The organism is Microscilla marina ATCC 23134, assembly GCF_000169175.1.
Classification (GTDB): Bacteria; Bacteroidota; Bacteroidia; order Cytophagales; family Microscillaceae; genus Microscilla; species Microscilla marina.
The window spans coordinates 23,992-45,851 of the sequence record NZ_AAWS01000041.1 but is presented as its reverse complement, the minus strand read 5'-3'; the positions used below and the strand labels follow the sequence as shown (position 1 = coordinate 45,851).

Below are 21,860 nucleotides of genomic sequence, written 5' to 3'. Positions count from 1 at the left end.
AACAGAAGGCTTTAGCTTCGTTATAAAAATATTATGATTTTACTGACATGACAGATGGTTTTGAAAATGTGGCTGCTGTTGCCAATGAGGATGTTTGTTCTTCTACTGCCTTGAATATGTTGTTCATCCATTTTGTAAGAAAAGCATCTTCAAAATCTCCTTGTTTGGTCTCATCATAATTTTTATGTGCTTCTTGTTCAGCAAGCATGATTTCTTCAGTAATAAAGCGCACATCAAACAACAATGTGGCTTGTTGTTGCCCTTGTTCATCTTCTAGCCCACACCTGCTTTGAAAATAGGGAACATCCAATGCATCTGGAAAATGCAACTCTCCTTTTAGGTTTTGGTCATCCTCGGCAAGTTCAATCTGATAAACCCAGTTGGCTACTCTGAGACCATCCATTTTTTTTTCAGTCACAAAATATTGGCTCTTTTTCATCAACCCTACCAACGGCTGTTCTTTTCCTGACAAAAGCAATTGCTCCCAACTTTGCCCTACCTTCAAGTAGCTTGACAACGCTGACGACACCTGCACATTTTCTAATGGAATGTAAGAAGGTCTCCACTCTATAGAATGCAACGAAAGGGCAATGACCATACGATGATTCCTGTTCCAATATTGGGTAAATATTCTCCAGCCCATAGAGGCAATTTGTTCTAATTGAGCCAAGTGGTTTGTCAGTAAATAGGCATACAAATAACGAGCTGCAAAGCCCAACTTTTGGGTAGCATTGGGTATGGTCTGAGGGGTTAATTCACCCGCAAATAAAACTTCCTGCCCATCTTGTGCTTTTAGGGATTGACTCATGCCCAACAATTGCTCAAAAGTAAGCTTGTTGGTGATGTGTGCAGCATCTGCTTCGTAATTGGCTATAATGGCATAGAGCTTTTTGCCTATTCTAGTGGTATAGTCTAATAACTTTGGGGCTAACGACAATGCAGCAAATCGCTGGTTTTTGCCCACAACAATGGTATCATTGCGATCTACCATTACATGAAATACAGGGGTAAGCTGTTGGCTGTCTTTTGCCTGAAGCTTGTCTACATGCACTGGAATCCTGTTTTTTCCTTGGTGGGTAACCATTGCTCCTCCTTCTATAAACCCTACCCCTACAGCTTTCAGTCTTCTGGACGCTATATGGTGGGGTTCTGCACACAAAAACTCTTCTTGGTGTCCAATATGCTGTTTAGAAGAAATAAATAATTGCGAACCAGCAAATGTAAGGCTGGGGTCTCCGTCTAGGTAATACAACTGCTGCTGCACCTTGTTGGTCAAGTCTACCAGTTGTATTACTTCTGCGTGCCCGCTGAGCGACATGACCTCGTCTCCTGGCTTGAGGCACTCAATGTTTTTCCAAGAGTTGTCTGCCATCAAAACCTGGGTTCCGAGCGCAAACCCTCCAAAAAAGCCCAGCAAGTCATCTTCAATTGTGGTGGTATCCATTATATTAAGTTTTTTAGAGTTCTATATATTTAAAAATGACGTTTCAACATCTACCACAAACCCTGACCAAATCAGCAGATTGACTACAAAAAGTGAAACGTCATTTATTGGTGGTTATTTATTCAATGCCAAGGCCTGTTGAGGAATCAAAACTTCCTTGGCAAAGCCTCTCAAAGCATCCAATAATTTGGTCTCCATAGGTGCACCACAGGCAGCTTCTTTATTGTCTAAGGTTGCCTCTTCAGCTAGTTTTGTTGCTTCATCAATAATTCGTACATCAAAGGAAACAAAAGCTTGATGCTGGTTGCCTTCCCACAGCTTCATTTTTCCAGTACTGTAGTAATCCTTTACATCATCTATAAATGGAAAACTCCCTTCCATTTGTCGTTTTCCGTCCGATAGCCTCAACCGCAGCACCCAATGGTTGTGAGTGGGGTCATCTAGGTTCTTTTGAGTACGCAAATACACACACTTGCTAACCTTGGTAACAAAGTCGGTTGGTTTTTCTTCTATTGTCCGCTCTACAGTACTATCCAAGGTGTTGGTGATCGAGAGTGCCAGCTTCAATACCTCAAGATGCTTGACCCCAGGACGCCACTCAATGTCATGAATAGATGGCGAAATCCACATTTTATTGTGGGCAACTTTGACAGGCACAAGCTGTCGATGACAAAGGTTGACAAGGTGCTGTATTTTGGGCACAAAAATGTTTACCAACAATGTTTGAATCATGCGCATTTTCCAGCCAAGGTTTACCGAGTGCATGGGGGTAGCAGTAACAGCTTGTACACCTTTTTTCTCACTCAAGCGGTTTATTAACAGCTTCTCATTCACCAACAAACCTTTTCTCTCAAGTTCCCATAAATTATCCAGTGTAAGCTTGCTTATTTCATTCTTGTTTTCCTGCTCTAGCGAGGCTACCACACTATGTATTTTCTTTGTCAAACCTGTCTGGTAGTCCAACAACTTGGGGCAATAAGCCAACACCATGAATTTTTGGGTGGCGTTGCCCGCAAAAAAATAGTCTTGATGATCTAACATTAAATGGTAGACCTGCTGGGGTGGCACGTCTTTGACAAGGCTTTTTGCTACAGTGCCAAAAGGTAGGTGCTCATGCGAAACCAGCACACTTCCCTCTATATCACCTACCCCTTTCATGCGCATCAAAGGATTTTTCACTTGCTGGGGCTCTGCTGCGGCAAACACTCCTTCGCCAACATCTTTTCTCCCAGTTAAAAATACTTGAGAGTCAACAAACATAAAGTTTTCAACTTTCTGCCCGTTTTGGTTTGCTATGTGGTACAGGTTACGCCTCATATGTAGGCTTGGTTGAATGACCTTGAGTACCCTTTCGGAGCCATCGGGCGACATTACCTCTTCGCCATCTTTGATGTCTTCAATGTTTTTCGACGAACCATCCTTCATCAGTATTTGTGTACCTGCCACAAAGCCTCCCGAAAAAAAGTGCTCATCCGCAATGGTTGATATATCTTCAGTTTTTTCCATCTTTGTTGTTGTTTTGATATGATTAAGTTCTATTGCTTGAACGCCAACTACATGTTTATCCCCAGTGGGTCGTTCTCATCATCACTCAGCCATTTGCTGGTGGCATACCCTATTACTCCTGTATACTTGCCCAACGACAAAACCTTGCCCAATAAGCCTGTTCCTAACTTGCTGGGTGGGGTTGCCTGGGTAGTATAAAAAACTTGACCAGGGGCATCGTTATGCCAAGGGCTTATGCCTTGCACCTTTTTACTCAAAAACAGCACAGGATAAATATGGGGTACAGTCAAGGCAAGTTGGGCACCATCATCAAACACCATTTTTCTTGCTTGGTTCAGCACACTTTGGGCGATATGAAACAAATTATCTTGGGTGAGCCATTGGGTATAATTCAACCACTTGAGGTGTCCTATATTTTCAGATATTTTACGCCCAGTTGATCGTTGTATTGCTGCCGCTACATCATCAATATGCTGAGAAAGCTGGGTAGTGTCTTCTGGAATCTTGATCGCAAAAAGGTGCCATATATGGTACCAAAACCAATCTATAGCTTCAGGCTTTGTAGTTGCCTGTAAATTTTCGTTGTATTCGCTCAAAAAAGGTTCGCTGGTCAGTACTTTTTTCAACTCTATGACATTGGGTATTTGTTGCAAAACCTCACCCATCTGTTCTTTGTAAAGTTCCTGATAAAATTGTTGGAAATTGATGCCTCCTTCTCCTAACAATCTCGGCTTCAGCTCCTCTATAGCATTCATTACCTTTGGCAAGTCAACCTCACCCGCAAGATTCAGCTTTGCCCGTCTGATGTTTAAACATACCAAGGCTACACACAACAACTGCCAATGCTCAGGAGCCATGGTGGCAAAAACCTTGTCTATTATGTCATTATAGGGCACATCGGTTGCTGTGTAAATACTACTTTTCTTGAGCTCTGGAAAAAATATGTCTCTAAAGTCTCCCCAAAACGGAGTAAAATTTTCGGGAGGTGCTCCCATTGGTTCATCCTCCCAGGTAAAGCCGCCACTCAAATGAACCTTTATTTTTTGGATAAGCGCATTGGCTAACTTTTTCCCCAAGGGATTGCTCTCAAAATCAGGTATTTTGTTTATGACATCTGAGAACCCAGGCTTGTTAAATATAAACTCGTTCATAATCTTGTTTCTTTGTTGTAAAATTTACCTTGCAAGGCTTGAGGGGTATTTTTGCTACTACTTGGTAACCCGCTCAGGCAAGGCCAGAGAGGAAATGCTTTTTATAGGCCAAAGGTCACTGGCTTTGGTAAAAACACCTATAACCGTAGACATAAGGGCTTTAAACACCCTTAAACCACGACTCGACACCTCTGCAGGTTCAAATGATGTTTGGGTAGTGTAATATTTCCTCAATGGCGCCGTGTTTTCTTCAGGTGCTATGCCCATTACCTTTTCTCCCACCAGCAACCTCACAAGTACGTTTGGAATTAAATGACTATTTTTTCCTTCTGTCGCCAAGCGTTTGGAAACTACCTGCGTAACCTTGCCTATAGCTTGCATTGCTTTTGGCATGACCTGTAGGTTAAAAATATGATCGAATACCAACCAACCTTGGTAACTTCGCCAAGTATGCATTCTTACTCCTCCCGATATTTTGCCTTCAGGCAAAGCAATTTTACCATTAATGGCAGCGCCTACTTCGCCTATGTCTTCGTCGCTTCCTTTTTTCAAAACAATGAGCAACCATACATGGAACCAAAACCACTCGATGGTTCCTTGTTCGACTCCTTGGTTTACACAGGCATTGTATTCTTGCAAAAAGTCATCGCTGATCAGTGCTTCTTTAAGAGCGGCAAGGTCAGGGATGCTGGCGAGTGCCTTGCCCAAGTGCTCTTCTAACAAGTATTGGTAAAAGTTGAATAGGTTATCTCCCACCTTGCCCATCAGCTTGTGCTCAAGCTTTGCGATGGCATTGGCAGCCTTGTTGATGTCTGCCTGCCCAGGCAAGTCACGCGCAAAGGGGGCTACATTGATGCATAACAAAGCCATGCACAGTTCTTTCCAATCTTCTGAGTCCATATTTGGAAAAAATCGTGGCATTTGATCGCTATAGGGGCTAGGGGTTGGGGCATTGGTCAGGCCAAAAAGTAGGTCTTGGTAATTGCCTTGAGCGGGCTCAAAGCTGAGGTCTCTTTCTTGCGTGGGTGCCAGAGGTGATTCAAAATTATGAGGCACCACTGGGGTTGCCAAAGTTTTGCGAGGGCTTGGCTTTTCGGTACTCAAGCTTTCGGTCAAAAAATCTGCCAGCTCCTGCCCTGTGTAGGTCTGCTTCGCCGACGAAAGTACGTAGTTTGTTCCGTCTGGCAGCGTTACCTGTAGGGTATAAGGGTTGGTTTTTTGTTCCTTGAGATAAGCATTGAATGCCGCAGCATATTGCTCCTTATTTTGAGCGCTCCAGCGGCTAATGGGCGCTACCAAAGGCAATACGACAGTGCCCTGTGATACACGCAAAAAAACTTTGAGTAGTTGCTCCTCGGCTTTTTTGGGTGCCTTTGCCCAAGCAAAGCCCCCAGTGAGCTGTGCTGTGATCTTTTGCCGAACCACTTCAGCCAACTTTTCACCCAATGGGTTTCCCCCTTTTTTGGGCAATACAGGCGGTTGGCTAGGCAACGCCTCAAGGTGCAAGTACGGGTTCAACGCGGTGACCTCTTCTTGGGCATACAAGTACACCACTGGTTCGGGTATTTTGTTGAAAACCTCTCGAAACTTGGCAGTTTTAAATATAAATTTTTGCATAATTCAAGCCTTTATGGGTGTAATGAAACAAAACATTTAATCAACACAAGGCAATGCTTTTGGGCGGCTTGCCTTGTGTTGGTAGTTTCACTAGTACGCTTGCTCTTAAATAGGTAAATAGAGTATTTAAGTGTGTTTTGTTTTCTGATGAATTTTAAAAATTGATCAGAGTTAGTTTACAATTCCGATGCATATCGGAACCTGAGCTACGTGATATTTTTGAAGTGAAATCAGGGGGCAAAAAACACAAAATAGACTTTACAAATTTAGGAGCTGGTGTACTAATTTTTTGACTATGATCTCCCCACCCCTCAAGGCACTGCCTACGGTAGGCAAGCCTGTAGTTGTACACGCCTGCCTCCTCTCTGGCAATGCCATTAAAATGTGGGAATAAAAAGCGTAGCTCCTGTAAGGGTTCCTTGCAGGAGATGCTACGCCATTTAAAAGGTTAGAATAATAAGCAATGAACTTAGTCAAAAAACACGCTTTTGGCATCCCAATAGTAAGCCGCTGTTGATAAAGAACAATCGCCCTGTAGATAATAGGTTACATTAGACTTTTTAAATGTAATTCCAAACGACGCTTTTTTCAACACCTTTACGCTGTCTATTTGAATGTCCTTATCACCAATAGATGCTGTCAAATCAATGCTTTGGTATTCTGCGTCTTCGCCAGGCTTGTCCACCAATGATACATTATTGACTAGGGAGTTTTCTTCGGTAAGGTTAACCGTAGCAGTTCGGGTTGTACCTCCTGACCCGTCATCTGTTTCATTCATCTGAGCCTCATAAACCGCAGGCTTGTCACCCACCATTTCCCCGTTTGTCTTTGAAACCCGCAATGCTCCTTTGTCGGGATCATTATTGGCAGAGGTATAAAACCATAACCTGGATTCATAGTCAGAAGCGCTGTCGGTTTGAGTGGGACCTGCCTCAGTTGTTAGTGTATATAGTGTAGTAGTATCATCACTATCATCAAACTCATTTGTTGAACGTGAAAGATATTTCTCATCAGCATTCTGGAAAACGATGCCACTTTTGACATTGCCATTATCATCTTTGACACACATAATAAATCCATCATAGGTTGTTTTGGTATCAAAGTATGACCCATTTGCCACAGCAAAGTCAGTCAAGGCTTCTTCTTCATCATCTAATGATGTCTTACTGTCTTTCTTTGCATCCTTTACTAGTTTATACATGCCTATAGCCATTAAACCAATAGACAGTACTGTTGCAAAAGCTACCGCCGCATCCACTACTCCCCAAGTTACTGAATCTGCTTCTGTTACCTGAGTCATGAATCTACCTCTAGTATTGATAGCATCTACCTCTTCCTCAAAAGCCTTAAGTTTGGCGAGATTGTCACCGTTATTAAGGTTAAGCCCTTCAATATACTGCCCTTGTAGGTTTTGTGGGGCGTCCACATTCGTAACAGCACGAGGGTTAGGTGGTTGATCCGTAAGTTTACTGTACACTGTATCACCATTAAGCGTGTTGGGCATACTCTTTGCATAATTATAATACTCTTGGTACGTCAAACCGTTTGCATACTCTGGTACTTGCTGAGGTGAGGTTGAGGTTGAACTAATCGGATCAGGATTATCTCCCCTGATCTTCTCCAGTATGTTTTGTTTGTTTTCATCAAAATCCTTCTGTGCGGCTTGTACCTCTCTTCTATATTTGGCATACTCTCCCAAACTCCGTAAGTCAGTAAGGTCATCTCCCTTGTAAAAATTATTCGCCATATCCACATAGCCCCGCCAACTCAGGAAACTTCTGTTTGTAAAAAATGCTTTGATGGGCTGAGTAATTGTTTGTATGCCAGCAGCAGTCACCATGGAGATATTAGACGCCAATAAAACCCTGTAAGTATCTCTCTCGAAGCTATCTTTTTTCTTCACAAGACTAGCAAGGGCATACCCAGCTATTGCCGCATTTACCCCCATACCCATAAAACCTAGCACATCAGCTCCGATATCATATTTTGCTCCAAAAGATTTATCATATGGATTGCTTAATGGCACATCATCTACAAGCACGTTTTGCGATAATAGGGCATTCTCATTATTATTTTCAACCAGAGGCTGTATATTATGCTGCGTCACTTGACGGTTTGCTGACAGAGGATTTCGAACATCTGGATTTTGCTGCACAAAAGGAGTTCCAGCGAAGTTAACCTTATATTCAAGATTGTTCATCTCTCCATAAAGTTTATATTCCGAAACCAAACTATAATTAGAAACCCCACCTGTTGTGACGTTATTAGCCTCTTGAACCAAAAAGCGATTTTTGCCATACCTTTGTAAATCTGTCCAAGACTTTGCCCAACTATTTTCTTCAAAAGTTATCCCAGTTTGCGTGGAAATTACAGCATTTTTTGGAATATAACCCACCAGTGATTTAGCAAAATTCCACTCATCAACTGTATGACTAGCCAGGATATTGGTAGCTGCCCTTCCAACACCTCGCATAATACCCTCAGCAACCGATGTTGCGAGCTTTACACCATAAAAAATCCACTCATTATCATCATCTGAATCTTTTGCTGCAATGGCTCCAAAAACAGCAAACAAAGTTAGTCCACCTATGTTGGCAGTCATGTTTCTAATAGAGGCGTTTAGCCTTAAAGAACTTGAATCACCAAAGACCTTGAAAATATTGGCAATTGCAGGTGTGTATGTTTGCGCTGTTGAAAGTACACTTAGCATTTGTGCCGACAACGCTGACGCTGCTTCATCCATTTCCTTATCTGACGACTCTGTTGCCTCATAGCTATTGCCTGCACCAAGTTTTTTACTTTGCTGGGGATAGTTTTCCAAGGCATCCAACTGTTGCTTAAGTGTAGTAAAGCGGGTATCTGCCTTTGCTGCCATTGCATTTGCTTCACTTTCACTCTTCCCCTCCTTCAGAGCCGCATCTTTCATATTTTTGACAAGCACCTGTTCCTTTTCAGCTTTCTCCCCTACCATTTGTTTTACCTTGGCCATTTCTGGATATTTATTGGCGTCCTTTGACATAAACGCCTTAAATACATCAATCATGATTTTCTCCACCTGGCCCTTTCCTTCTTCGGTAAGAACAGCAGTGCTTATTAGATGTCCTGCGTTCACTAGGTTGGCTATACGAAAATATGTTTGATATAAAAACTTTGTGGGTCCTGTGTCCAGTATCCTCAGTACAGAAGAAATCCTTACAATATTTTTATGTACATCCAGCTTCATATCCAAGGCTTCAGGCTTTCTGCCAGATTCCAGCAAATCCATGCCTCTTCCTACTTTTCGCATTTGCAACTCTTCAAGCAGGTACAATAGAGCCCAATAGCATTGGTTTTCAAGGGCGTATTTAATTACCATACCTTTGAGCGAACCCATGTAGTTTTTATACTCTTCACTATTCACATCTGTTCCAGGTGCGGGTATAGGAGTGTTGAACATGAGCTCCTGTCTTTTAAACATAGCCTCAATTCTGGCTTGCTGATCAGCCGAAAGCTCTTCCCACGAAGTAGGATATACATCTTTGAGGAGTTGGTCGTCCAAATACGGACGCAAGTCCATCGTCTCTTTTAATTGTTCTACTGTGCCATTTTTATCTTCTGTGGTCAGGTAATAATCAAGAATATCTTGCTGAAGTACTTGAATTTCTGGCGCAGCCATCATTTTTGCTCGTTGTCGGGCAGCCTTGTGGTAATTAATATTTTTAATTTGTTTGGCAAACCTTTTGGTCAAAGCACTATTATCCATGATGGTTCCCACCAAGTGTGGCATCGCCAGTTTTCTCAAAAATGCTTCTGGTATTTCTACCTGCCCATTGCTGAAGTACTCAGGCAATTCAGGGCGTGTCATAGAGCCAAACAAGCTTTTCATGACTTTATCAGGCACATATTGCATAATAATGACATTGATGTCTTGGCCTACCTGAAGCATAAGTTTATTAGAGTAGTTATCCTGACTATAGGTAAGGGGGGTTTTTCTCAAAAGGTCATGCAACGACAGTTGCTTACTGGAACTACTCCTTTCACCTGTAACTCCCTGGGGTGATCCCAGTTTGCGAGGGTCAGTGGGGTCAGGTGTCAAATCTAGTTTATCATCATCTACCCCCAAATCTCTCAGCACTCCAGCGTTGATATTTGTCAAAGTCAGCATACCGTTGTTTTGACATCGCTTATAAATAGTATCAGTAGTGGTTGGTTGTGACTTGTTGGTGACAATGTGAGCTATTGAATCGCTTGCTCTTCCTAAATCTACCTTCACTGCCGCACCCATTTTACCTTTTAAGGTAACCTCGCCAGTAATTGGTAAGGCATTTGCCAACACCGCCTTGAATAAGTATACTTTGGTATTGTGCTCGGTTAAGGGATGAATACCAAGGTTGCCTTCTGCGTTTTCTCCGGTGGTGGCATCTACCTTAGGGTCGTTCACCATGAGCAAAGCCCCGTACATCGAATCAGAAAAAGGATCATCAGGCATTTGGTATATAGCCTTTGCAAAGTACAACTTGTTGGTTGTTGTAGGCTTACCATTCCCCATCTTGGTGTTACCATTATTATCCTTGACAGGAATGGCTACTTCGCGGTCGTTTACTTTTATCACAAATTCGTTCAAACCCTTGTTACTCACAGTAAGCTCTTTGCTTATTCCAAATGCTTGCTCCAGGTTTTTTCCATTCCAACCTACTACTTGGTGCAAGGCATTGTCTAGCTGTGATTGTATGGTCTTGGATGGGTCGCGAAACAACACGTGTTTGTTGTTAGAATAATCCATTCCTATCGATACACTTAAGTTAGATTTTTGCCAATGTATGTTTTTGGCAGCTTCTTCAAAAAGAGGCACAGACGCCTGACCTTCACTCTTGTTCTCACTTTCATTCCCTTCCTGGGTCGTATCATCACCACCCAACAACATTTCAAATTTATAAATCTCGCTATTAGAGGCTGCTGGTGTAAACTTTGTGTAGTTCCCAATCGCTGTAGGATCATCATTGAGGTAGAGCTCATATTTGGGCATTTTCTGCACAAAGTACACCTCTAACTCTTTCTCTCCCAAGCCAAAGTCTTCTGGTAAAAAAATAGAGGCACTGGCCACATAGTAGTCATAATCATCACCATAAAGGTTAGGTCCACCGTTGTCGTCCTGAAACATCATGTTGATAAAACTGAAATTTATATGCCAGTTATTGTCAGCTGTAGACCAGTAGTGATCATCTTCATAATAAAAATCTGTGCCTGATAGTTCCAGTCTTTTGCTACTTTCTAAAGCCTGAAAATAGAGGTGACTCGTCGCATAATCATCATCAGGAACCACAAGCTCAATCTCAGCTATAGGTGTGGTTAATTCATGGTCATTCTTTTTGTACACATCAAAAAGAAGGTTCATCCGTTGAGTTCTTGTCATTGCCATAAAAATTAATATTTGTTTATGAGTAAAAGCATTAGTACAGGTCTGTGCATTATTGTTATCAACAGTTGAACAACAAGCCTGTATGTAGTTTTCAAAAAATGTAAAGGTTAAATAGCTGTATCTACAATAACCGATTTGACCAGCCAACGGCTACTTTGGGCATCGCCCCCCATCGACAAGCTCTTGGTCATAGAGTTGTAAGTCAAATAGGTCGATTCGCCCAAAGAGCGATTAATCACCGTAAACTTAGCCGACTCTAGGTTATCGTCTTGTTTGGTAATAGAAGCTGCATCAGCAATTTTAAATACCCATTGTTGCTGATACATTTTATCATTTTCGTTCTCTTGAGTGGGGGTAAACAAGGGCATAAACTTGACCTTTCGGTCGCTGGGGTCATACCCAAGGTAAAACCGCTGCCAATAGGGGGTACCATCACTAGAGGTATTCATAAAGCCCGATATTTTGGTATAACCGCCTGGGTTGGTATCAATATTAAGCAAGTTGCCAAAGGCAAGGGCATTCAAATAAATTTCCTCTACCACCTGGGCACCTTTATCGCTCTTGGGGCAAAGTATTTTTTTGAAGCTAGAGCTGTTGGTTTCTCCCTGAAAGGAAAACAACACTCCAGTTTTGATGCTGTAGACCATAGAGGTAGAGGTGGTCACATCCAGGTAATCAATGGCGGTTTCGTAGGGCATATAAAACACACTGGTACCATGCACATTGTTTTTGTCGGCTATGTAGTCGCGGAAGTATTCATAAGGCGAAGTAATCTCTTTGGGTTTGGGAGGGTGGATAAGCCGGTAAATAAAGACCCCCGCAAATATGAGAAAGCCTACTACCCCCAGCACCAAGGCAAAGGCGCTCATAACTGCGGCAGCGGTGGCGCCTACGATGGCTTCTACTGCCAGTGTGCCCACCACAAAGCCCGTTACCTGCAAAGCTGCTGAGGTTACAAACAGGGAATCTACAATGATTTGCTCTTGATCAGCCCCACCCTTCAGGTCTTTGCCCAGTTGTATACTGGTATACACCAAGCCAAATACTGACAAAGAGAACCCAAAAAAAGCACCCGCAAAGGAGGCAAAATCGGGGAACATCTTGAAAAACAGGCTAGATTCTTCATAGGCAGATAGCATTCCTTCCAGCTCTGTTATGCTCCCTTGAACTACTTCACTGGTAGCAACCCCATCTTCTCCCATTGCTACACCTTCTTTTACAAGAGGCTTGGCTTTTTCCTGCATTTTCTCAAATGCAGCAAACTCATCCTCTGAGCTTGCGTTATTGAAATCTTCCACAGCTTGGTTGTATTCCTCCATTGCTTTGCTATCCAGCAAACTCTTACGCAATTCTATTTGTTTGACAATGGTTTTGCGGGCAAAAAATATTTTAGCTTTGCCCATGCCTTCTTCCATCGGAATGATCTTAGAAGTGCCCGTAAACATAGAGCCTCCAGAACGAGCCCAAACCGCTCGCCAGCCTCCAGCCCCTATCACTACCGCCGACCGGGCAATGCCTTCAATCAAAGTAGGCAGTATAATGGGGGCAATCACTGCACTCAGGTTTCCAATATCCTTGGCGGTAGGTTTGCCATCAGAAGCTATCAAAGGCACCAAAATGGTCATCATTTGCATCATGCCTCCCATAATGTATAGGTTTTTGTATAGTCCACCTACCAGACTTTCCTCACTCACGGTGCTACGAAATGCTATTTCCCGTGGATCTGTTTTTGCTCCAAAAGAGTAGTTGTCCTTCACAAAAGATTCCTGCCAGCCGCTCGCGGCCACCATGTTGTACATTTTGGCATAAGACATTTGGAAAACCGACTCTTGGTAGTCTTTTACCGATGTTCCCATCATATCCTGAAGTTCCTTGATTACTCCTTGTGCCCCATCCATAGTGCTGTTTTGGTACAGCGAAATCATGGCTTTAGCTGTTTCTTCCATCAATTGCCCAAATACTTCCTGGTCGGGCTGGATGTACTGAGCCATTTCGCGCAGGGCAAGGTCAGACATGATGACATTGTAAAAAGTAGCACTTAGCAAATTGGGGTTAAAAGAAGGGTACACCCCACTAGGATCTACTTGCTTGTCGGGTAGTTTTGAGTCTTGCTCAAGGTAACTGAGTACCACCATAATGTCGTTAATTTTTGAGGTGGTAGCCGAGTTGTCCTCCCGCGAAGAGTACAAAGCCAAGCGCTCAATTTTGGCGGGTTGGGTCACGTAATAGAAAAATGCCAAGGCGCTGAAACATTTGTATTTTCTGACATATTTCTCCAGATCATCAACCGAACTCATCAGGCTCACATCTACCCCTCTATCCATCAAGGTCTCCTCTATGTTTACCGTCATGCCCAAGTTTTCTTTGATCCGGGCTATCAATATGTCTACTGTGTCTTGGTAGTAGTTTTCGGGGTTGTAGTCGGTAATTACTCGTTCTGGATGGTAGTATATTTCCTTGTTGCGTTGCTCTTCTATGAGGGCTGTAATGCCTACTGTGTCGGCCATTTTCTTAAACTCCCGGTCAAACAACTCCCTTTGCTGTGCCTTGAAATCATCATTGGTTTTGAGGTATTCATCCATCCATTTTTTTGCTCGTTTAGAATTGAGCTGTCGAATGGCTTTCTTGGCTTTTTCCAAATCGCCTAGCCCCAGCGAGTTGGTAGCATTAGGAAACGCATAAGCAAACTGCACCAAGCTGGTTTTTTCATTGATCGCTTTATATCGCCCACCAATATCTTTTAGGTCGCCTGGCAAGGCGGTTTCGGCAGCCGAATAAAACTCCCCTTTGAAGTTGTAATGGCTTCCGCCAAACTTCCCTCCTTCTTTTTCTGAGCCTTTGGTAAAGTAGCGTACTATTTGTTTGTAGTCGTTGCCAATGGCTTCATTGAGCAAATCCAGTTGGTGGGTGTTGCCATCGTCGTCAGTATAGGTACCTTTGCCTTGGTTCCAGTTTACTATTCGGTTAAGCTTGCGCTCCAGGTCAATGGTCATCACTCTAGAGGGAAGCTCCCCACTCTTTGCCCAAGACCTCAAGCCAAGATTTTGGGCGGTATCGGGGGTTTCGCCTTGGCTGGCGGCGGCTCCTAGCTTGCCTTCTGACCGAACTTGTGGGCCAAATGGCCCTCCATTTACCCCCGTTTCATAAGGTTTGGGAATACTGGTGCCCCAAGCACCCACAAAACCGCTCGCCCCCAACCGATTGACTTGGGTGGGTTTGGTGGGTTTGTCCCAATGGTGTGCTGTCTGGGCGGTTTCTTGCTGGGCCAGGTCTCCTTGTACCCCAAAAAACTTGAGGTCATCGTCTTCTTTTTGCGTCTTTACGATCAAAACGCCCGTCACCGTTTTTTTATCGGGCGATGCTACCAGATGAAGCCCTAAAGGATAGCAAAACTCTACCGGCGAAGGTACATTGTTTTGGTATATGGGCAACGCTTCTTCGGAGGGGGTCAGGGTGCCTTCTACTTCTATAGTATGGTTGTTGTCTTTAAGGTGATGCAAGCGACAATCATTAAAAGGTCGCAAAGGAATTTCCTGTACAGCATTCTTAAAACTGACCGCAATGGCACTGCCTTCTATGTGGGGCTCATAACGGGCATACGCCACTACTTGCTGGGCGGTTTTAAAATAAAAATAGGGGATAAGGTCTTGACGATGCCAAGCTACGTTTTTCCAACCTTTGCTTGCGGGATTCCAGGATAACTCAAGGTGCTTGCCCTTTTTGTTTGCCTGAATATCTACACCATCGCTTAACCGAAAATTATGACAATAAAAGGGATTCAGCACCACCTTTTCGTCCTCCAGACCTTCTATGATTCCTTCCACCTTGCTTTGAGAAAAATCGACTTTTACCTCAAAGCCATCGTGTTCAATTCGTAATCCTGTTTTTTGAGAATCCTTCCAATAAGAGTGGTCAATATTTTCACCGTTAATACAGACCTCATCAGCCTCGGGGGTATGAGAGATTTGATGCCCAGTGGTGGTGGTGTAAGAAGGCTTAAATTTTTGAAGCAAATTGCTAAAACTTGAGGAGATATGCGGTGTTTTCATCGAACCTAAAATGTCATGTGATAGTTGTAATAAATTAATGTGGGCGGTCGCTTCCAGCTTAGGCAGGAGGAGACACCCAATAAAATTAACAAGTGCAATCTAGGAGGGTAGTGAAAGTATTCAATAAAAAGTGACGGACAGCAAGTGCTTTGGAGCAAGAAAAAAAAGTGGACAGTGTGATGGGTGCCATAAACACAGATGTTGGCTGGTTTGACCTACTTAATTGCAAGGCAAAAAACGTCTCTGAATACTGCACCTGTCCTATACTTCAATAGTCCGCCGCCTTTTTATTTTTTTTATGCGGTAATTTTAGCGAAATCCATCCGCTCATGGAGCGTCTGGTTATATTTAGGGGCTTGGGTTTGGTGTGATTGGTAACTAAAAGGTAACTGATTTCGGTGATTAAGAGGTAAGTAAGTCGTCGAACTTTATACAAATGGCTTTCTCAGCCCGACTTAGAGAGTTGGGTGCTCGCTGATTTGGTCAAGATTGGCTGGAGGGTCACGAGGGCAACCAACATAAAGTCTATTTTTTCGCGATGATTTTGAGTCGTTCCTACTACAAGTAAAACAGGCATTCTTATAAAATTTATAACTAAAAATATCTTTCAACTTAATGGTTTGACTATCAATAAATAACATCGTCATCGCCCTTGGTTGTGTCCTCACAACCGGATCGAATCGTTGCATAAACGTATGTCAAGATTTTGACTTTTTATTCGCTTGTGGAGACACAAACGAAGGCGTCAGAGGGTATGACAAGTTGTTTTCAAAATAGCGAAAGGAAGTTTCTCGCTTTTTATAAGAAAACCCTGGACATAGAGACACTGCCCCGTGGGGCAAGTCTGCCTGCTCCAAACTTGATTCGGAAGGTCCGGCGAGGCGAGAATGTGGTTTTTTTGGGGTATATTCTCCTAAAGGGCGTGTCTCATCATTCAAAAGTTGCCAAATAGCAGAAGTGATTGGTTTTATTGAAATGCCTTTTGTAAGAGCTTTTGTGCAGATAGGCTTAGGTTTAAATTATTGTATTTGCAAATATGCGACTAAAAGTCATTAAGAAAAGCTAGAAAGCAAAAAAGCTGAGTTTTTCCTATTCAGCTTTTTTGCAACATAAAAATATAATTTCTGCTGGGTAATACGCCTACTTCTCCATTTTGGCTATATGTGCTTCCAAAGAGCTTGCATTAATGCTCAGGTCATCGATGTACACAAACCCTACCCCAAAACTGTTGAAAAAAGGAGGTTGGGGAAACGTATATACCAACTGATAAGGCAAATACCAGTAGCCATGATCACCAAACGCTACTCCCCAACTATTGCGTACTATAAACGCTCCTTTTCTATCTGGATGATCGCTGTCAATGACCTTTTCATCGTCAAATCCTACAATCACCATGGCATGGCCATAGTTTTGCTGTTGGGCAATGCCATTATCCAGCGAAAATAAGCCTTCTTTCCAAAGAGCGCTGTCTTTTTTCCAAAACTGGCTGTCGTCTACACTCATACCAAACATAATGGTTTTGTCTTGCACCAACAACTCCTTGAGTTTTTTCACCAGCTCCTGGCTATTATCGAGTTTTATCAGTTTAAGCATTACCTCGTCTAACACAAGCTTGTATTGACCCTTTTTATATTGAAAGCCTACCTCATTGGGCAAACCTTGGTTCATGAAGTCAATCTGTAACTTATGGTCTGTTCTGAAGCGTTTGATGTAGTCTTCCGAAAAGGAATTGTCAGGAAAAGAGGGTACCAATTCTTCGCTGGGTATGCCATATTGATACAAGCCTGGTACCAGTTGTTGATCTCCTACCTCATTGTATTTTTTGGCAATGGCCACAAAATAATCGGTAAAACTCATAGATATGTCATCAGTGGGCTTTAAGCCTCCAGAGGGAGTAATCACTCTAAAGCTGCTTTGCCCGTTGTTTGCCTGGTTTTCGAGTATTTTTTCTTCGGCAACTGCATCCAGGTATCCAGCGCTCACTATTCTACCCGCATAAAACCCATACTTCACCGAAGGCATAAACTGTATACCTGCCTTTTTGTACAAAGCTACATACAACGCAAACGAACCTGACACTGCTACACAATCGTTCAAGGCCAACTGATTAAAGATTTCTAACGAGGGTAGGCTATCCAAAATATTGTATTTAGATGGAAAGTCCTGACTGGTAGGTTGTGGTTCGTCTACATCAAATAAATTGTATTGATGAAAATAGGTACTGGGTTTGCTGTTCAGTCCTATCCCTGAACGCAATGTTTGATTTTCGTTTAGCATAATGTTTTTGAGTTTATTGAAAAACATCACCCAATGCCTGCGTTGGCAAACATTGGGTGGTAAAACCATCATTTATGAGGAAACTGTAGTAGTGGTGGTGGTGTCCACAAACGAGGTCACATCCCAGCCGCAAGTATACCGAGCTACCCTCCAGTAATCTGCCATATTTCCCCCAGTACTTACACCTTCTGTAATGCCACCATAGGTCAGGTAGTTGCCAGGTTGCCCCAAATCTTCGCTACGATAACGACTTTGCACCAAAAAGTTGGCCTCGGTGATGGTGCTTATGTCTTTATCCTTGTCTTTGACATTGATAATTTCTGGGGCGTTATATACCTCAAATATCCATTGCTGTTGTCGTACCTTCTCGGCACCGTCTACTTCGCCAAACCGAGGCAAAAACTTCAGGGTATAATCGCTCACATCATAGGTTAAATACAGCGCCACCCACTGCAACTGTTTGTTGTCGTAAGCATAGCCCTTGATATAGGTATAGCCCAAGTAATCGGTGTTTAGGCACAGGTAACGATTAAGCCCATAACCCAAATAACGACTCACTATTGGCGAAGCCTCTATGCTTTTGTCGGCAAGCGAAGACACATATAGAGCATTCTCAACCACCTTGGGGTGGGTGGCTCCTGTATACGCCATGTATACTCCTACTCCTACCCCAGCACTGGGCTCTAGGTTGGTATTAAAATGGTCAATGGCTACTTTTTGCGACATGTAAAAGATTTGATAAAACAGCGGATCGGGGTTGTTTTTACCGTTTTGGTTCGCCACGTAGTCGCGCAGCAAGTCGTAGGCAGTATAAGTAGGGGGCTTTTTCTGTTTGGTAGCCGCTATGATCTGATACACCAAACCTACCGCCATAAGTACAAAACCAACGGCTCCTAATGCTCCCCCAACAGCTCCCGCAACAGGCCCTATAGCACTTGCCATCGTTGCGGGCAACAGCTCTACCCCAAAGGTAGTAAGCACCGAGGCTGATATAGCCACCGAAGAAGATAGAAAAAGTGCATCGGTGGTAATTTGCATTTTGTCAGCCCCATCATGAAGGTCTTTGCTCAGCTGGAGGCTGGTCATTACCAAGCCAAAAGTAGACAAGGTGATGCCCAAGAAAGAACCCACATAACTATTGAGGGTGGCTCTACCCATAGCACTATCAAGGCTGTACCCTTGTGCACCGTCCATCCCTTCATAATCCACCAGCATTTTTTGCAAATCTTCAATATTCCCAATATCCTCGTTTCCTCCCATCTTTTTCACTACCGAATCTCTTTCACCTTGAAGACGTTTCATTTTTGCCCAATCATCGCTATATTCATCCATCCAAATATTCTCATTCTCTGACAACGGTTGAAGTTCTTTATCAATGTTTTTCAATCTTCGCTGAAGCCCATCAAAATCAATGCTTTTTCTTGCCTGAATTTGGTCTTTGATAATAGACCTTTTGAGAAAACTGTTGCCGCCAGACCTTAAATCTTCTACAGGAACCAGCTTGCTCATGCCCCATAAGCGACCAAATGTTTTGGACAAGAGCATTCGAGCCCCCATAGACACCCCTCCTTGGGTAAAATATAACAAACTATTGACAATAGAATCGTAAAAAAGCGGAACTACGCTCAGCGCCATATATGCAATGTCTTTGCCTTTGATGGCTTCTTTGCTTTGTAATTTCTGAATTACTATCACCAAAGGTACAAAGGCAGTAATAGCCGCCAGCCAGGTAAGTCCACTCAACCCTTTGCCTGGCCAGGCCCTTGTGCTAAGAAAGTTTTCTAGAGCAGTGCTGTTGTTATAGCTTCTAAGGGTAAGCGTATCTTGCCAAGATTTGAGGCTGGCAATGTCCAACATCTCACTCACAAACATATGATACAGGTCGTCAAACTCTCCATCCACCTTTGTCTTTCTCATATCATCCAGTATTTCTATCAAATCTGCCACTTCGCGGGGCGCACCGGGGAGGTAATCTTCTACCATAATGTCTACCATCGTTCGCGATAGGTCAACCATTGCTGGTTTTGTGGTGGCATCTGGGGTAATGTCTACAGTTTGTAAAAACACCGAAGCCACCACTGTATTGTAAAATGTCGAAGAAAGCAAATTAGGCGTAGCAGATTTTGCCCCATCCCTTTCCAACTCACTCAGCAAAGTCATTACATTGTTGATTCTATCCATGACTCCTTGCTGGTCTGCCTGAGAAGGAAGCAAAAATAACTCTTCTATTTTCGATTTTTGGGTAACATAATTAAACATAGCCAACGCATGGTACAACTTGTTTTCCATCACGTATGCCTCTATGTCATGAATGGCATTGGTATCTTCTGGTTTGAGCCCCTTGGCAATAAGTTTTTTTTCTGTAGCATCCGAAAAGTTATGGTCTTGTTTTATAGCAGCCACCAGTATCTCTACCGTCCCCTGGTAATAACGCTCCTCATCATAATCGGCAATGACCTTGTCGGGGTGGTAATATGCCTTTTCATTATTTGGGTCACGTTGCCCCTCCAACAACTCTTGAAATGAAGTATTTTCGACAGATTTGGCAAAAGCGAGTTTAAAAAGGTCTTTTTGCTGCTTTTTAAAATTGTCATCTCCCTTGAGGTAAGTATTCAGCCAAGTATCAGCCCGCTTCATATTCAGCTCATTCATGCCATCTACTTTATCGGTATCTTTGGTGCCTTCTATAGCGGCTACTATTTGTGCTATGCTCGACTTTTCGTTGATGTCGCTGTATTTGCTAGCAATGCCCTTCAGTTCGCCCGAGAGTCCTGCATCGCCTACTGAGTAAAAGATACTTTTTATTTCTTGGTTGGGTACCGCATGTTTTACTATGTTCTGATAGTCACTGCGCAGGCTATCGCTCAAAGAAAACCGCCGTACCAAGCTTTCTAGCTTCCGTTCCAGGTCTAATGGAATAATTCTACCTGGTAATGTGCTGTCCTTAGGCCAACTCCTCAGATTCAGTTCCTTGGCTGTTTTGCTACCCTGACCTGCCCCAAGCTTGCCATCCACCAAGCTTGGGATAACACCTGGTTTACTCATACTTTCTGGAAACGGTCCAACAACCACTGGTTCTTCTTGATCATCCAGCCCATCATTGATGTGCTGTTGGAAAAAAGCATTTGCTCCTACTTTTACAGTGGTAGGCGTATCTATTGGTGGTTGGGTCACATGATGGTCTGTATAAGGCAATGTATATTGTGCCAAATCGCCTCTTACTCCCCAAAAAACAACCTCTCCTTCTTCCAATTCTGCAATTAATACTCCCGTAAAAGATTTTCCATCTAACGAAGGTACTATATGAATTCCTAAAAGATAACAAAAGCTTGCTGCGGTAGCACTATCGTTTTTATATATGGGGAATTTCTCTGCTGCTGGTGTTAACAAGCTTTCAACCCTTACAGATGCTTTTCCTTGATCGAGGTAATGCACTCGGCAATCATTGGCTACGGGTAAACTTACCTTGGTCACTTGGGTATCAAAACTTGCTGTAATGGGTCCCCCTTCAAGATATCCCCCAAAACGGGCATGAGAACTTATTTCTGAAGGAGTTTTAAAGTGAAACATCAGGTTTGTTCCCTGCCTGTGCCAATTGACGTTTTTCCAACTCTTAGTCGAAGGATTCCAGGATAAGTCATAAAAATGCCCTTTTTTATTGACTGTAATTTCTACCTGATCACTTAACTGGAGGTTATGGCAAACAAAAGGGTTTAAAACTAACTTTTCCTTTACCAGGCTTTCTATTATTCCTTCTATTTTACTGTGTAGGAAGTTTACTTTTAAATCTACTCCATTATGCTCGAGCTTGAGCGTTTTTCTCTCTTGGTCTTCCCAGTAAGAATGTTCAATATTTTCACCGTTAACAGTCACTTCTTCGGCTTCAGGTGTGTATGAAATAACGTGTCCGGTGGTAGTAGCGTAAGAAAGGCTAGGTCTCCTTAGCAACCTTTCAACGTTTTGGTGATGTTCTTTTGCTGTTGTCATCAAGTTAGTTCATGTATGATTAAAAAAAATATTGTGAGAATTTCAGTTCAACCAACAGTATACTTGTGTCAGCAAAGAAACCCCCATAAACAACTTTGGGCAATCTACTTTTGCTTTAGGAGGGAGCAGCCAAAAACCACCAGACGATAAGTGCATAAAATATAAGATAAAAAGTAGACGGGAAACATAAGTAAAGAACATACCCTTGCTTCAGCCCACACTCTTTTACATCAAGTAATACTGTGTAGAAGTTTTTTAAAGCACACCTGATAAATCGACACACAACCAAAACATGTACCCCCTCCACCTTATATGCCTGAAGGTCTACTCGGAGTCTGTTGGTTTTTTCTTTTCTTAGCACCTCAGTCGTTACCTTTGGGGCATAGAATGTTTTTATTCGTTCGTAGTGATAGCCTGGCACATTTTGAGGC

Annotated in this window: 9 protein-coding genes; all 9 read right to left on the bottom strand. The window is 42.9% G+C overall.

What is annotated here, in order from left to right; genetic code table 11:
- Positions 1–31 precede the first annotated feature (31 nt).
- Entirely contained in the window at positions 32–1,444 is a 1,413-nt protein-coding gene (locus M23134_RS27595) for a hypothetical protein (RefSeq protein WP_002701897.1), read from the bottom strand.
- A gap of 114 nt (positions 1,445–1,558) precedes the next feature.
- Complete coding sequence (locus tag M23134_RS27590) at positions 1,559–2,950, bottom strand: Hint domain-containing homing endonuclease (RefSeq protein WP_002701896.1); 1,392 nt, start codon at positions 2,948–2,950, stop codon at positions 1,559–1,561.
- Between the two features lie 47 nt (positions 2,951–2,997).
- Entirely contained in the window at positions 2,998–4,101 is a 1,104-nt protein-coding gene (locus M23134_RS27585) for a hypothetical protein (protein ID WP_002701889.1), read from the bottom strand.
- Between the two features lie 57 nt (positions 4,102–4,158).
- Entirely contained in the window at positions 4,159–5,718 is a 1,560-nt protein-coding gene (locus M23134_RS27580; RefSeq protein WP_002701887.1) for a hypothetical protein, read from the bottom strand.
- A gap of 469 nt (positions 5,719–6,187) precedes the next feature.
- A complete protein-coding gene (locus M23134_RS27575; protein WP_002701885.1) occupies positions 6,188–11,116 on the bottom strand; it encodes a hypothetical protein in 4,929 nt (1,642 codons plus the stop codon).
- Between the two features lie 107 nt (positions 11,117–11,223).
- Entirely contained in the window at positions 11,224–15,165 is a 3,942-nt protein-coding gene (locus M23134_RS27570; protein ID WP_002701883.1) for a vWA domain-containing protein, read from the bottom strand.
- A 445-nt stretch (positions 15,166–15,610) separates the two neighbouring features.
- Positions 15,611–15,742, bottom strand: coding sequence for a hypothetical protein (locus M23134_RS42570; RefSeq protein WP_002701881.1), 132 nt, complete (start codon positions 15,740–15,742; stop codon positions 15,611–15,613).
- A gap of 563 nt (positions 15,743–16,305) precedes the next feature.
- On the bottom strand, positions 16,306–17,442 hold the full coding sequence (locus M23134_RS27565; RefSeq protein ID WP_157558677.1) for a C1 family peptidase: 1,137 nt from the start codon (positions 17,440–17,442) through the stop codon (positions 16,306–16,308).
- 72 nt (positions 17,443–17,514) lie between these two features.
- Entirely contained in the window at positions 17,515–21,429 is a 3,915-nt protein-coding gene (locus tag M23134_RS27560; protein WP_002701875.1) for a hypothetical protein, read from the bottom strand.
- Positions 21,430–21,860 lie beyond the last annotated feature (431 nt).